Origin of the sequence: Petrimonas sp. (assembly GCF_963921705.1) — a bacterium.
GTDB classification, from domain to species: domain Bacteria; phylum Bacteroidota; class Bacteroidia; order Bacteroidales; family Dysgonomonadaceae; genus Petrimonas; species Petrimonas sulfuriphila.
In genome coordinates this window covers 3,433,517-3,447,414 of the sequence record NZ_OY997410.1, presented here as the reverse complement: position 1 = coordinate 3,447,414, position 13,898 = coordinate 3,433,517, and the positions used below count along the sequence as shown (strand labels likewise).

Below are 13,898 nucleotides of genomic sequence, written 5' to 3'. Positions count from 1 at the left end.
AACGAGCCGCTGAACGAGTGCGGGATAGCATAACCACCTTTATCGAATCGAAGCTCCATCTAAAAGTGAACCGAGAGAAGACGGAGGTGGCTTATGTAAGCAGGGCCAAGTATTTAGGTTATTCCTTCCATGTGATGAATGGCAAGTGCCGCTATCGCTTGCACACCAAAACCTTAGCAAAGATGAAAGCAAAATTAAAAGAGCTTACATCAAGAAGCAGTGGCTGGGGGTATGCAAGACTGAAAGCTAAACTGACCCAATTTGTCAATGGATGGATGAACTACTTCAAGCTGGCCGATATGCACAATATCCTCACAGAAACGGACAAATGGTTTCGCCATAGACTCTGCAGCTATATATGAAAATGCTGGAAGAATGTTAGTCCCAAGTTTAAGAATCTCATGAAATGCGGCATTGATAAATGGAGGGCTTGGCAATGGGCTAATACCCGTGATGGGTATTGGAACACAGCAGGAAGCCCTATACTGCAACGTGCCATCAGCAATGAAATGCTAAAACGCCAAGGCTACCCTTGTCTTGTGGATTTATATGTCAAATTGCATCAGAACTAAGGAACCGCCGTATACGAGAACCGTACGTACGGTGGTGGTGTGCTGCGAGGGTCTACAAGACCCGTAACTGGTTGAAAGATGGAAGGAGGCCTTCCGCTGTCGGCAAATAGGTGCTGGCAGCAAACCGGCAAGTGCCGCTTACGTTGCAAGACGTGGGTGGTGAACGACTTGTTAAAAGGCAATGATAAATTGTCAGGTACGTAAATGGAAGATGAACGCAAGTGAACCGTTGATGAAGCATCGAAAGTGCGTTAGTTTACATCAGAACTGAACTCTCACCACAAGTTCAGGATAAGGAATGGGGGATACCTGTATCGCTGCCCGTTTCGGTGTACGGTGTTAAGACGGCATAATCCATTTACAGGCTTTGAATCGGAACGCAGGAACCTGCTTTGGAATGTCAAGGGAAAATACACAAGTGAAAGAAACACGAGGTAGAAATACTGAAGACCAAAGCAGGGGCGGATTACTCCGTAGTAGTGACGAAACTCCTGTAATGTGAGGGGAGCGAAGGGAGTAACTTATTCAGCAAATTGAATTGAACAACTTGGATTAAGGATGAAGCAATTACAAGGAGCAAAACCATTTAACATTGACTGTTGGGAATTATATCATGCGTACGAGCAGGTAAAATCCAACCGGGGTAGTGCCGGAATCGACGATATCGGATTAGCGGAATACGGGAAGGAACTCAAATGCAACCTCTATAAATTATGGAATCGTATGAATTCGGGAAGCTATATGCCCAAAGCCGTCAAACTTGTAGAGATACCGAAACCAAACGGTGGAACCCGTGCGTTAGGTATCCCGACTGTTGAGGACAGGATAGCCCAAATGCTCGTAGTTCGCCTGATAGAACCGTCTATTGATGCGGTTTTCCATGAGGACTCCCATGGTTACCGGCCGAACAAATCGGCACATGAAGCCATAGGAAAGGCTCGGGAGCGCTGTTGGCGATATGACTGGGTGTTGGATATGGACATAAGCAAGTTCTTTGACACGATAGACCACAGACTTTTGATGAAAGCGGTGGAACGTCATGTGGAGGAAAAATGGATGTTGTTGTATATACGGCGTTGGCTTGTAGTCCCGTATCAGAAAACCGATGGCGAGATTATGGAAAGGACTTGCGGAGTACCGCAAGGTTCAGTAATCGGCCCGATTCTGGCAAACCTGTATCTTCACTACAGTTTTGATAAATGGATGGAAATAAACCATCCCTCCATCAAGTTTGAACGGTACGCGGATGATTGATACTGTATGCCACTGTCGAAGCCGCGAAGAAGCGGAGTTTCTGCTTGAAATACTATCGGACAGGTTTTCCGTTTGCAAGTTGAGTCTTAACGTTGATAAAACGAAAATCGTGTATTGTAAGGACGACAGGAGACGGAAGGATCATCCCAACGTCTCTTTTGACTTTTTGGGTCATACGTTCTGTCCCCGCAAAACCATGAATAGGGCTCAACGAAAAGCCTTTACCCGTTTTCTCCCTGATATCAGTCAAAAAGCGAAGAAACGTATTAAAAACACGATGCGTTCATGGAAACTCAAATCAAAGTCTCACACCCCTTTGGACTTAATAGTATCGGAAGTGAATCCAGTAGTACGAGGATGGATGAATTATTACGGGAAGTACTGTATGCATTCCATGAAAGGTATAATGGACGACTTTAATCTTATGCTATCCCGCTGGGCAAAAGCCAAATATAAACGTTTCAAAAGAAAACCTGTTTATTTGGCTCTTAAATGGCTTGGCGGTATTGCAAAAAGAGAACCGATGTTTTATCACTGGAAGCTTGGAATATATCCCAAGAATGTGAAATGTTATTGAGGTTGAATAAGAAGAGCCGTGTGAAATGAGAGTTTCACGCACGGTTCTGTGAGAGGTTTAAGGTGAAATCCCTTTTATCTACTCGACTGAGAGGTCGGAAAACGAAAGTAGGAAGAAAACTACTCCGTTTTCCTCCTACTCGATTAATGATGAATAATGATTAAGAGATTCGAAAAGGAGATGAATCTTACTTATTATCTATTATTCGATGTTGCTTATTGTGCTGATGAGACTATTCCGTTTCTACATCGTGACTGCCGCCATCTCCCCATGGCTGCACGGTGAAGCCACTGAGCGTAACAGCATCTTTGCCCACGTTGAGCGTGAGGTTGTATTGTGAATTATTGGCAAATAAAATATTACTCTTGTGCTCCCATGCATAGGTCTTGCCCCCAATTTTTATTTTGATAATAAGATTGGAAGGAGGAGTCATTGGATCGCCGGTGTTGGCATACATGTTGGGTACAGTTTGCGGAATAAGGATGCACTCATACTTGGCTTCTGCCATTTTACTATCGGCTTCGCCTGCGGTATAGCTGGTGGAAAGGGGCAGAATGTCCTCTGGTTTAGAGAAGTTGATTGTCAGGGATGGTTCTCCTAATTTCCACATCACTCCGGTAGAGGATCCCCCGATACGTACTTCTTCGATAATATTAGATGCTGTACCCCCGGGCAGTAGATTGAACTCGGTTCCGAGCTTGAATGTAAGGTTCAGCTTTGTGAGGAAGTGATCGAGTTGTATTCTCATCTTGCCATCAACCGTGAGATCGGTGGAGGGATTGACGGATTTTTTGATCATCAAAAGGATGTCGGATTTCTCCATATTCGCTTTTACGGTTTGATCTGTTTCCACACCAATTCGGTGTTCGCTTGCCCAGTTTGAGTCCACCACATTATTGGGGATGCGGAAGGCGGTTACGTTTACGGAATTTACCTTGTTTTGCCAAAGCATCACTTTTTCCGAAACGGGAAGGCCTTGACTGATTGCACTATCGTCTTGCGGATTGTAAGACATCCATGAAGCATTAGCTTCTTTCTTCATCTTTACGAAGTAGGTGTATTTCCCTGTCATTTCCACAGGATTCTCCACATGCATGAAGAAGTCGGTGAGGTTGTCGGAAGTCATTCCGGCACGGGTTTGGGGTTGGTTTACTTGGGTTGCCACACGTATTACGCCGTCGGCAGGGAAGTTGTCTGCCTGCGGTGCAAGGTTCTCGTTTTTGTTGCACGCAGTAACGAGCAGCGCAGCGGCTGCCATACTTATAATTGATTGAATGAATTTCATATCTGTCCTTTTTTAATGTTGATATTTCGCGGGTTGAAACAATTCATCAACCCATATTTATGTTCTTGACTTCTTTCCAAATGAGTGGCTTTGTGGCATCTGTGCCGAAGCCAAAAACTTTATTCTCACCCAGTTCAATGTCCGTTTCAGTGGCAGTGCCGCCCTGTTTGTTTTCATTCCACTCCAGCTGTTTTTGGAATGGTTGCACCTTAAGAACGATGTTTCTGGCCATCTCTTCGGTAAAGGCATTTGCACCCATCTCCGTGATGCCGGTGCGGAGCTCGACTTCTCGGAGGGCAGCACATCCTTTGAAACAGCCCCGTTTCAACTCTCGAACCAAGGGCATAACCATACTTGTTAATGCAGTACAGCCCATAAAAGTCTCCTCTTTGATGGTGCGTACGTTTGGGCAAATCACCGTTTGCAGATTGACATTGTTGATAAAAGCTTCATTACCGATGACGGTAACCGTTTGGGGCAATACGATGGTTTTTAAGCCTGTGATTTGGTCGCCACTTGTACCCCCATTGAACTGAGAAGGCCTTATCTCCGTGATACCTGTTACCTCCCTCAAATCAATTTCCGTAGCTTCAGTATCGTGAAATACGGTGTGACCGTTCTGGAAGAGGTTGGCAGAAGAGCCGATAACCTTGAATTTATGTTCGGGTTGTCCTGCCGTGAGCACGAAGTATCCCGCAAGTACTTCCTTTACTTCGTCGAAATCCTTCGCATAGTCAAGGTTCACGATGGTAATGCCCGTTGTGCCGGTGGATAAAATACCTTGTTTTGTGGCATGGCCTTCGGGCAGGTCTTGCGTGGCGCTCCAGTCGGATACGGTAACTTCGCCTACTTCGAGCTTGTCTTTACCCACGATGAGGTTTACGATGTAATGCTTTCCGATTATCCAACCGCCATAGAGAGAAGTGAGGTCGGCGGATAACTGACTCTGCCCTTTCGGCTGCAAATTTATTTTCAGATTACCGAGCGTGATTGCCGAGACATAGGGCAAGAGGATGGTGTAAGAGCTGTTTACGCCTCCATCACTCTCGGTATAGGGTAGGTATTCCTTGGTGTCGGTAATGGAGGGATTGATGCTTGAAATAATGAAGCGTACATTCTCCACCTTGGTTTCCGGTTCGTACTCATTGTTGAATGCTTTGATACGGACGGTGACTTTTATGGTTTTGTGCAAGAGGCGGAGCGTTACCGCCTCGTCCTTGTTGTACGTATTCTCTGTTTCCGTCATCATCAGGTCTGCCTTTGCGATCTTTTCCTTGGTGTTTTGGTCGGTAGGCACGTGGGAGATGAATTTGCTGAAGTTCCCATCTGCAGCCAAAGCTTCCTTGGCTACGGAAGCGGGATAAAATGCATCGAACGTGAGTCGATCGGCTTTCCAAAGCAGATAGTGCTGCCCTTCAGCGGGAGCCCACTTGCCATTGCTGAGGCGGTAAGTGGTTTTACCCTCGTAGGCATCGGGCCCTGCCCCTCCTGTCGCCATAACATAGATTTCGTCACCCTCGGCAAAGGTGGTGGCATCGTCCACAAGAGGTGTGCTTCGGGTGCTGAACGGATTGCCTATACTTGCCGTGATGCGCACGGCGTTGTCGGGGAGATTGTCGGCGTTTGGCTCGACAACGTCCTTGTTGCAAGCGGTCAGCCCCATGAGTAGGGCTGCCGCTGCTATTGAAAAGAAACGATGAGATGTTTTCATACGAATGTGTATTTCTTTGAATGGTTCATTAATCTACGGCTTCACCGCCTGTGATGTCGGCAGCATTTTCCCAGTCGTTGATGATTACTTGATCAAGCTCAATGCGGTTGCGTCCCACGATAAGTTTGACGGTCTGCGTTTTGCCTTTTTCGAGTTGGAGTGCTGTGGGGTGCGTATATACATAGCTCTTGCCATCGATCACCACGGTGATTTTCTTCATCTCTTGCGGCAAAATCACGGAGGCATAAGTGTCGTTTGCCTTCACCACGGGAAGGGTGAACGGAGCGGCTGCACCTGTGGGCGTTACACTGCCTGTGAGGTAATTGATGGTGCCGGCATTCATCGCTTCGGCGCTGACGGAAGTTACCGTGTGTGTACCGCTGAACTCGTTGCGGAAGGTGAGCTGCACGGCAAGTTTCGACATGACGTGGTCGAACTTGAGCGATACAGGGGTGTTGGTGGCAGTGATGCCTTTTTTGCTATCCCCTGCATTGACGGCTACCAAGAGGTCGCTCTCCATCTGCTTGGCAGGATCTACCGCTACGGCATCCGCCTTGAAGTCGATGATAGCTTTCGAAGGATACACCGAGAGAAAGAAGTGAGGCATGGTCATGTCGTTCCACTTCATCATGGGAGCAGCCACCCACTTGCCTGTTGTGAGGGTGTTTACAGCGTTATTCACCACGAGCGTATTGCTCACTTCGTCGGCATTGCCCGTCCAGGAATAGACGCTGATCTTGTCGCCATCTTCAAAGGTGGAAGTATTGCCGTTGGTGGCAACACGGGTCATAGCCCCGATGTGGGTGCTTACGGTGATGTACTCAGGTTTGCCCACGGGTTGTACCTGTTCGTTGTCGTTGTTGCAGCCGGTGAGCGCAACGGCTGCCAACGTGACAGCAAGAAGAATGTTCTTTTTCATTGTGATTTTGAAATAATTTTTTTAGGAAATATCTATTGTAATGGGGTATTGCAGAAAAGACGAACGGCACACTTTACTCCGGGATTTTGTTCTCCTATCAAAGAGCAACCGCTTCTTCCGAAAGCCATGACATAAGCTCTGGTCCAATTATTTACACCCTTATGAGTTGATGAAGAGTTGATGTATCCTCCGGTACCCATACTAAACAATGTCGATCCGCCATCTGCCTTATATCCACACATAGGAATAATTCTTTCGAAGTAACCTTTGCCCTTGTTTTTACGCGTAGCCCACCATGATTCATTGGCAATGTCGTTTACTGTTCCTTCAAACATCTCACCCAAATAGCAGACAGAGATTTTGAGTCCGGATTTGGTATTACCCTCTGTGAATTCTCCCACTTTCTCATAACGATAGGCACACAACAGTGAGTTGTCCGGAGCCGCAGGAGCCGAGGGATTCAGAGCCGTATTGCTCTGTTTAAGTCTCAAGGCATAGCAAACACCGTTACCGCTGCTGAAATAATCGGAGCTATAGGTCTTCTTGTCATTTACAATCTGAATAACTTCTTTACTATCTCTTTCGTCTTGAGCTTTACTATAATAAACACGGGTCGAAACGAGGCAAGCAATTTCATCTTTGCTGGGCAGATGCCATTCCCTTCCTTCCCAATCGACGGAATTGAGATAACTAAGAGCTGTATATTGAGGGAACAATCCTCCGCACTTATCATTGTCATGACTTATCGCGAATCCATTCCGGGATTCGTTTACATTGTAATATGACACATATTGAATAGGCAAAACGGGCAGCTCGTCAAACATCACTTTACCATTGTTCCATATTCCGTATAGATTATAGGCTTTCCCTTTAACAAGCGCAGCCTGGCGTGCCGGCTTGCTGTTCACGGAGAGAACGGAGCCGACTATTAATTGTATTGCGGGTGGAGTTTTTCCATTGGGCATCACCCATTGCACAAATTCTACATCCGATAGAGCCGGAATAGCCACATTTTCCGGATTAGTCGGTGCATTATTCCCTTCTGACACAGTCTCACTGATAGCATCGAACGTAGAGCCGGCAGAATAGAACCAAGAATCTCCTGTATAGGCTAATCCAACTGAAGTATTTATGGATTTCGAAGAACTATAATTAGAAAGATATATGCTATGTATAGCACCAAGATGTTTCATGTTTATGTTACCTATCTCCGTTGATGAAACTTCAACTTTCCCAAGAAGAGGTATGGAAGCCGCATTTTCGATATTTTGAAAGCGTGTAGGAGACACATTTATACTAATTTTTGCTCCCTGAATTTCTGCTTCAGCTCCATGCACAAAATATATAGAATACGGTTTTTTTATACTTTCGGGAACTTTAACAAAGAAAGAGGCTTGCTTACCATCTTCATTGATATGGCTTACTGAAATTTCTCCTCCGGATACCGGATTTTTATCTTTTTCCTTGAAAAAACAGTTAACCTTATCTCCGTCTGCCCATTTGACAACAAGTGTTTTTTCAGTGGCATTCCTTTTCATTGTTACACGGGTTTGCGATTTTTCCTCGGGCATTGCGGCTACAACCAATAGTTTGCACTCGGCATCCTCAGAGCCCTTAAACGGTTGTAGTAACTCATTTTTAGAACAGCCGTTCAAAATAAGAAAAATGGCTGCTAGCGAAAAATATCTTTTCATTTTCATTCGGTTATCAATTTCATTTTATGTTTGTTGACTTTTACCAAGGCTCCGTAGGCATGTCTTCAGGCCCTGCGGTTCCGGTTGTACTTCCGCCGAGAATATTTTGCTCAATTTCAATATCAAAAATCTTAATTTCCGGCGCTTCATAATCCTCACGTAGAAGACTTATTTTCAAATCATTCTTTTTCATTTTGTTATTTTATTTAATGAATAGTGTGTGCCCATGTTTCCTTGCCATGTTCGTCCACGTAGATGAGCTCACACCAAGTGGCGTTTTTATCTGGCCACATATCTCCAAACTCGGCTTGTCCCCTGTTGTCTCCATAGCCGATGTAATGAACATAATTCCTCACCCTGATATGCAGTTTAGATACGTTGTACATCTTGTCAATATTGACATAGAGCGTACCTACGCCGAAGTGCCAAGAGTCGTTGCGTGCTGGGTTATAATCCTCACCGGCATGGCTATTGGGATAATTTTTGTAATCTCGCCCGAAGGGTGTGCCATTTTCCCCAAGAAAACGCATCTCTCCCTTAGCGGTAATTTTAAGAGCAGAAAGACTGCCGCAACCCGAAAAGATATAGTCATGGAATCGTATTGCTTTCGGGAAGGATATGGCAATCAACCGGCTGCAACCTAAGAATGCCCTCGTGTCGATTTGCTCTACTTCGGGAAAGACGAGTACATCCTTCACCTTCATACCCGTTATCGGTTCTGCCCCTATTTTCCCGATGAATGCTCCACCGGTAAGTGAAGAATAGGCAAATGCTTCAGGATAAATCTGTTTCACTTGAGGAAATCTGACCTTGCCATTGACGCCACCCGATAGACTTGCCTTCTTGAAAGCGTGTTCGCCTATCTCCTCTGCTATGGGGAAGTCGGCTTCTGCCATGGAAACACATTCTTCAAAGGTGTTTTTATTGATTTTCTTCACTTTCGGAAAACTTACGGCAAGGAGGCTACGACAGTTCTTGAAGGCATTATCTGCCACTTCCTCCACGCCGGACGTTGCAATTCGCTTGAGCATCTTGTTGTCTATGAAAGCATCTTTGCCTATTGTTCTGACGGAAGCAGGGAGAACCAACTCTTCAAACTTGGTGAAATCATCGGCTTCGTTCATTACTTTGAAAGCTCTATCCGTTATTGCCGTAAGGTCGGTAACGTGAGAGAGATCGAGCGAGCGCACAGTTGTGTGCCTTATCATGTTGTTGTTCGCATCAAGGGTCAGTTTGCCTGCTGTATTTCCGTAAAACACAAGGTCGTGTACCTTATGCTTATGGCTCTCTGCTGAGCGGATGGAGTCGGCAATCTGTGCCGTACCGTTGGTGGCCCTGTCCAGATAGATATGTGCCAAACCGTCCTTGACTATCATTACCGGGATATGCGGGCCTACGGCATCGGTTATCGTCACCTTACCTCCCCAAGGCTCTATGGTGAATTGTTCCACTTCCGCCTTTTTCTTACCTATTTTGAGATTTATGGTTGTGGCCTTTCCTGCCGAAAGTACGGGCTTATCGTTCAGTTCCATCGTAATCTTTCCTGTTAGCAATCCTTTGGACTCGTAGACACTGATAGTGGCAAACTTATGCCCATATCCGGCATACCATACTCCTAATGGAAATAGGCAGGTGGCTTCGCCCTTGTTGAGCATCAGTTCTTCGCCTCCTTTGGGGAAGAAGTCTCTCACATCCGTGTGATGCGTGTGCAGATTGTCAATGGAAACCCAAGCCTTATCGGGATCCCACTGTTCATCGAGAGATGTAACGCGGATGTTTACTTTCGCCATTTGTCGTTTGAAGTTCAAGTCTATGGTCTTGTCCTTATTCTCCTTCTTTACAGCCACACGGCAAGTCATATGGTCTGCCCATGAGATGTCGTTGTCGGCATTGGTGCTCCGTTGATCAGAGGGAACGACAAAGCGAGCGTTTTCATTGACCCACGATGCTTGGTTGGAACCGTCCAACTCATTGGAATGCTCTGCGGGATAGTAAGCATCTACAATCAGAAGGTCGGCACTCTGAATCCAATGAATGCCGCCGTCTAGTGGTGTCCATTCGTTTCCGTTCTTGCGGAAGTGCGCCAACTTCTTATGTGGTCTGTCTTTCACATCATAGTACGATACCGCTACCACATCTCCATCCTTAAACTGAGTTTGTTCGTCCGCCGTACCGGTGGGCGTGGAACGAGTCGCTCCAAAGGTATTTTCTATCTGCGCCCTGATGCGGAGTGAATTTGATGCGGGTTGCTCAGGAATTATTGTTTCCTGTGTGCATGATGCCAATAGGCATGCAAAACAGCTTATTATCGCAAGGGTATATTTGTTCATCGTCTGCCTCCTTCCCGAATTGTGCCGCTTAGTGCGGTGGCGCTTCTTGTTGCAAGTGTCATTTGTAATACGATTTCATACTCTTTGTTGGTCTCGAAGCGGAAGTCTTTCTCCCCGCACGTCCAGTTGTAGGTCTTACCTTCGAATTGGAACGAAGCCTTGAATGTGCCATCGGCAACGGCTTGCGGGATGACCATCAGTACGTAATCGGTTGTGAGTATGTCATAAGGTGTCCACTTGTAACGGGTAAGGGTAATGGGCTCGGATACGACACCCTCGGGTCTGTTGATTTCGCTCGAAGCTGCTACCCAGTTGAGATACCTACCATTAGCCACTGTCCCGAACAGCCCTTCCACTTTCAAGTCACTAATCGGAGAGAATTCGGCAATCATATACTTTCGAGTATCGCTCGTTAAGGGGATTTGTACGGTGAACTTCACCTTTGCAAAAAGATGGCGGAATGCGAGACGCAACTTGCCGTCCGGACAACTTTCTTTGGGTATAATGGTCGTATTGGTGTAAACCGGGTCGTTAGCTAACATGTATCCCCCGGTATACGATACATCTCTATCCAAAAGAATGTTATAGGGGCGTGTCCATCGGTCAGCTTTCTCAATCATAAACTTATTGAAATGAGCAAACCCCCAATGTACAGCCTTGATACGCACAGGGTCGCTTCCGTTCTTGAAGAATAATTTACGCTCGTTGATAGTTCCCAAGTCGTAGGCACGCCAATCACTATAGGAGTGATCCATCTTCACCATATAGGAGAAATTAGGGTCTTCAGGATTCTCCACAAAGAGGAAGAACTCCCGAATATCTCCGGCTGAAATGCCATCGGCATTGACTCGGGTTGTAGGAGCGAAGTTTCTCAAATCGAGTTCTATCTGCATGGGGATAGGATTGGAGTCAATAGTGGGTGCTTCTTCTTTTGAGCATGAGGAAAGTCCTACCCATATTACCCATACGAGCAAGAGTTTAATGAGGCTATTTCTTATCATAAGGCAGACTATTTATCAGGGTTTAAGATTTCACCGCTTACTGTCCAGCCCTCTTCCCAATCGTTAATCTTGATGGGATTGACGTGCATGAAGGGCTTCAGTTCGGAGTATTTCAGTTTCAGGGCGTATTTCCCTGCCGATTTCATCAGGGGAGCTTCGCATTCGCATTCGCGCAGCATACCATTCGCCAATCGAAACGTAAGATGCAGGTAGGTATTCGAGGCATTGCTCACGGTAGGCATCAACCGTGTGGGGGCTATTTCGAGCTTTCCGTTCTTTGCCGTAGTAGGTTTAAGAGCTACGAGCTGCTTGTTATCGGTTGCTTTGCCCCAAGTCTTATCGTTGTCTTTTTTTGAGGGAATGACTCCATCGGCGACATTCAATACCGAGGGTTCTAATGTCGTGCCCTGAGGAGCGCCTTCCACTTCGATGCTTAGCTCGGCGAGGACACGACGCAGAGGGAGTTGTGCCCGAATGTTTTTTCCTGTTTCGGTTTTAACTTCCGCTACACTGTAATGAGCGTGTTCGGGTGAAGCGGCGGCCTGATCAAGCTTCATAATGAGATTTTCTAACGTTTCGGCTTTGTCTGAAGAGAAAGGCGTGCGGAGGTTGATTGACGTAACCACCTTGTATTCTCCCGCCTCAATAGGATGGATGTAAAGAGCTACCTCTTGCTTCGTGCTGTATTGTTTTTGGGAGATTAGCTTTCCGTCGGATTGATATATCCAGACGTTAGCCAATTTGATTTCTCTTCCTGCATCGGCAGGATCTGCCCAGCTGAGAGCGACAGAGATGCCGTGATCGTTATTGACGGGCTCTTTCTCGCAAGCGGTGAGCAATAGTGCCACAAAGCACAGTAGTATATGGAATTGTTTGTTTTTCATTGTTTGTTCTCCTTTGTTTCTTTAGTTTCTGAACGGCGGGCTTTTGCGGCATTCTTTTCGTTGAAGTCCCGCCCTTTGCCAATCGTTTGAATGCGAGTAGTGCTGATGCCACGAGTCGTAAGCCAGTTTTTTACAGTTTCGGCACGGCGTATGGAAAGACGTTGGTTTACGGAGTCGCTGCCGACGGTGTCGCACCAGCCTGTTATGGTAACATGAGTCTTGGGATTGTTTTGCAACAGGTGTAGTATCTCCTGCATCTTCGGCATCTGGGATGTGCTAATCGTAGCGCGGTTGAATACAAAATAGATGGTGGGGAATGATAATTCGACCGGCTCTTGAATAATGGGTTCGGCCTTTTCGATCGTATGCTCGACAGCTATTGTTACGGGCTCTTGGGCTTCTTCACGTACAGGCTCTTGCTGCTTGGGTGCGGCTATCGGTGTCTCCACAGCTGCAACATACGAGTTTTGAATCTTCGTCGGAACGTCTTTGCCGAAAGCCCAGGTTAGCTTCACACCTCCTTCGTAGAGATGGTTTGCCTTGTAGAGATGCTCGGGGATGTGATCGAAGCGAGTGCCGCTAAGATGGGTAAGGTTGCCATAAAGTCCCAACTCCAGATGCTTGGATATACGGTAACTTGCCTGTGCCCCTGCCCCTATACCCAAATGCCATTGGGCATCGTTTGTTATCACGGTCTCATTGCCGTTGATGGTAACCAGATCGGTTTGGGTGCGAATGGCTGAGACCATAAGCGAAAGTTCCAGACGCAAACGACAAGCGTGCGAAGAGAAGAAGCCCAAGAGATTGACATTACCTTGCAGTCCGAAATGTTGCATCCCGATTTTACTCGTCAGATTGGTGTAATCCCAGCCTTCGGCATCAATAACCGGAGCGAAGTAGCGAACGATATCACTGCCGAGCCAATAGTTAGCATTTACATCGTTTTTGCGAACGGCAAGATTTAGCTGTCCTGGCTTGACAAAGGCTTCCATTGACAGGATGGAGTTGAAACGGTAGCCTCCGGAGATGCCTGCTGACAGACCAACGCGTGTTTTATCCGCGCCAAACGATGTAAATGTACTCGTGCCGAAGAGCGTACCGCCCTTAACTCCTACATACCAACCATCGGTGGTATGTAAGGTTGTTACGCCTCCCTTTGTCTGAGCAGCAAGGCTCCCGCCGGACAATAGGGAAAGCAAGAAAAATAGAGATAGAACTTTTGTCTTCATATTCAATTTATTGTTTGTTGGCTATTCTATACGTAGAGGCTGATAAATAACTTAGTGTATGGTAAATAGCATCGTTTTAAGTAGCATTTCAGTCTCTGTCTTTTTTTTTTTGATTATTGCTTTGATTGTTCTTCTTGACAGATCGTCTATCAGATGCTTATGAGCCAACGCATCGAACGGGCTATTAAAAGGATGTAGATAAACCACATCACAACCGCGAACCAATACGCAGAACATGATGTTGTCAATCTCCGAGGTTATTCTGCTAGAAAGCTCCCCGTTGGCATCTTTTGAAATATAAACCCAATGAGTCGTTCGCATATCTCGTTTTTTTTCCTACGCTGCAAAAATAGGATTGGGTTGCTTAGACCATGTCCTGCTCACGCAAAACATTGTCTCATATGAGCAATATATTGATAATCAATGGCTATTATAGATGGAC

General features: G+C 46.2%; 14 protein-coding genes. 4 read left to right on the top strand and 10 right to left on the bottom strand.

Annotated elements, in window-relative coordinates:
- The first annotated feature begins 65 nt into the window (after positions 1-65).
- From AACM02_RS14515 to AACM02_RS14505, 3 genes are all read left to right on the top strand, one after another.
- Entirely contained in the window at positions 66-362 is a 297-nt protein-coding gene (locus tag AACM02_RS14515) for a group II intron maturase-specific domain-containing protein (RefSeq protein ID WP_339117377.1), read from the top strand.
- A gap of 768 nt (positions 363-1,130) precedes the next feature.
- The gene (locus AACM02_RS14510) at positions 1,131-1,826 is read left to right on the top strand and encodes a reverse transcriptase domain-containing protein (RefSeq protein WP_339117376.1); all 696 of its coding nucleotides are present in this window, start codon (positions 1,131-1,133) and stop codon (positions 1,824-1,826) included.
- Positions 1,819-2,403, top strand: a complete 585-nt coding sequence (locus AACM02_RS14505) for a group II intron maturase-specific domain-containing protein (RefSeq protein ID WP_339117375.1) — start codon at positions 1,819-1,821, stop codon at positions 2,401-2,403. The genes AACM02_RS14510 and AACM02_RS14505 overlap by 8 nt, the downstream gene beginning before the upstream one ends.
- Positions 2,404-2,635: 232 nt before the next feature.
- Here the strand turns inward: AACM02_RS14505 and AACM02_RS14500 are convergent, their stop codons facing one another.
- The 3 genes from AACM02_RS14500 to AACM02_RS14490 are packed head-to-tail and all read right to left on the bottom strand — an operon-like array spanning position 2,636 to position 6,189.
- Positions 2,636-3,688 (bottom strand): fimbrillin family protein, encoded by a 1,053-nt coding sequence (locus tag AACM02_RS14500; protein ID WP_339117374.1) that lies wholly within the window; start codon positions 3,686-3,688, stop codon positions 2,636-2,638.
- A gap of 46 nt (positions 3,689-3,734) precedes the next feature.
- Positions 3,735-5,399: a fimbrillin family protein gene (locus tag AACM02_RS14495; protein WP_339117373.1), complete on the bottom strand. Its 1,665-nt coding sequence runs from the start codon at positions 5,397-5,399 to the stop codon at positions 3,735-3,737.
- 28 nt (positions 5,400-5,427) lie between these two features.
- Positions 5,428-6,189: a fimbrillin family protein gene (locus AACM02_RS14490; RefSeq protein WP_339117468.1), complete on the bottom strand. Its 762-nt coding sequence runs from the start codon at positions 6,187-6,189 to the stop codon at positions 5,428-5,430.
- Here AACM02_RS14490 and AACM02_RS14485 point away from each other — a divergent pair.
- A complete protein-coding gene (locus AACM02_RS14485; RefSeq protein ID WP_339117470.1) occupies positions 6,137-6,334 on the top strand; it encodes a hypothetical protein in 198 nt (65 codons plus the stop codon). The two genes, AACM02_RS14490 and AACM02_RS14485, sit on opposite strands and share 53 nt — an antisense overlap.
- 16 nt (positions 6,335-6,350) lie before the next feature.
- Here AACM02_RS14485 and AACM02_RS14480 read toward each other — a convergent pair whose 3' ends face one another.
- The 7 genes from AACM02_RS14480 to AACM02_RS14450 form a co-directional block, all read right to left on the bottom strand.
- Entirely contained in the window at positions 6,351-8,012 is a 1,662-nt protein-coding gene (locus AACM02_RS14480) for a hypothetical protein (protein ID WP_339117372.1), read from the bottom strand.
- Positions 8,013-8,052: 40 nt separating this feature from the next.
- Positions 8,053-8,205: a hypothetical protein gene (locus AACM02_RS14475; protein ID WP_339117371.1), complete on the bottom strand. Its 153-nt coding sequence runs from the start codon at positions 8,203-8,205 to the stop codon at positions 8,053-8,055.
- Positions 8,206-8,218: 13 nt separating this feature from the next.
- Positions 8,219-10,342, bottom strand: coding sequence for a leucine-rich repeat protein (locus AACM02_RS14470; protein WP_339117370.1), 2,124 nt, complete (start codon positions 10,340-10,342; stop codon positions 8,219-8,221).
- Positions 10,339-11,343 carry a fimbrillin family protein gene (locus AACM02_RS14465; protein ID WP_339117369.1) on the bottom strand — a complete coding sequence of 335 codons (1,005 nt, stop codon included), beginning with the start codon at positions 11,341-11,343 and terminating at the stop codon, positions 10,339-10,341. Before AACM02_RS14465 ends, AACM02_RS14470 begins: the two co-directional genes overlap by 4 nt.
- Before the next feature lie 8 nt (positions 11,344-11,351).
- Positions 11,352-12,227, bottom strand: a complete 876-nt coding sequence (locus AACM02_RS14460; RefSeq protein ID WP_339117368.1) for a FimB/Mfa2 family fimbrial subunit — start codon at positions 12,225-12,227, stop codon at positions 11,352-11,354.
- The gene (locus tag AACM02_RS14455; protein ID WP_339117367.1) at positions 12,224-13,426 is read right to left on the bottom strand and encodes an OmpA family protein; all 1,203 of its coding nucleotides are present in this window, start codon (positions 13,424-13,426) and stop codon (positions 12,224-12,226) included. Before AACM02_RS14455 ends, AACM02_RS14460 begins: the two co-directional genes overlap by 4 nt.
- An 81-nt stretch (positions 13,427-13,507) precedes the next feature.
- A complete protein-coding gene (locus AACM02_RS14450; RefSeq protein WP_339117366.1) occupies positions 13,508-13,777 on the bottom strand; it encodes a hypothetical protein in 270 nt (89 codons plus the stop codon).
- Positions 13,778-13,898: the final 121 nt, after the last annotated feature.

Bases quoted from the DNA above. Each gene is read 5' to 3' on its own strand.
- AACM02_RS14510 (WP_339117376.1), top strand. From the start codon at position 1,131: ATGAAGCAATTACAAGGAGCAAAACCATTTAACATTGACTGTTGGGAA.
- AACM02_RS14505 (WP_339117375.1), top strand. From the start codon at position 1,819: ATGATTGATACTGTATGCCACTGTCGAAGCCGCGAAGAAGCGGAGTTT.
- AACM02_RS14500 (WP_339117374.1), bottom strand. From the start codon at position 3,688: ATGAAATTCATTCAATCAATTATAAGTATGGCAGCCGCTGCGCTGCTC.
- AACM02_RS14495 (WP_339117373.1), bottom strand. From the start codon at position 5,399: ATGAAAACATCTCATCGTTTCTTTTCAATAGCAGCGGCAGCCCTACTC.
- AACM02_RS14490 (WP_339117468.1), bottom strand. From the start codon at position 6,189: ATGACCCGTGTTGCCACCAACGGCAATACTTCCACCTTTGAAGATGGC.
- AACM02_RS14480 (WP_339117372.1), bottom strand. From the start codon at position 8,012: ATGAAAAGATATTTTTCGCTAGCAGCCATTTTTCTTATTTTGAACGGC.
- AACM02_RS14475 (WP_339117371.1), bottom strand. From the start codon at position 8,205: ATGAAAAAGAATGATTTGAAAATAAGTCTTCTACGTGAGGATTATGAA.
- AACM02_RS14470 (WP_339117370.1), bottom strand. From the start codon at position 10,342: ATGAACAAATATACCCTTGCGATAATAAGCTGTTTTGCATGCCTATTG.
- AACM02_RS14465 (WP_339117369.1), bottom strand. From the start codon at position 11,343: ATGATAAGAAATAGCCTCATTAAACTCTTGCTCGTATGGGTAATATGG.
- AACM02_RS14460 (WP_339117368.1), bottom strand. From the start codon at position 12,227: ATGAAAAACAAACAATTCCATATACTACTGTGCTTTGTGGCACTATTG.
- AACM02_RS14450 (WP_339117366.1), bottom strand. From the start codon at position 13,777: ATGCGAACGACTCATTGGGTTTATATTTCAAAAGATGCCAACGGGGAG.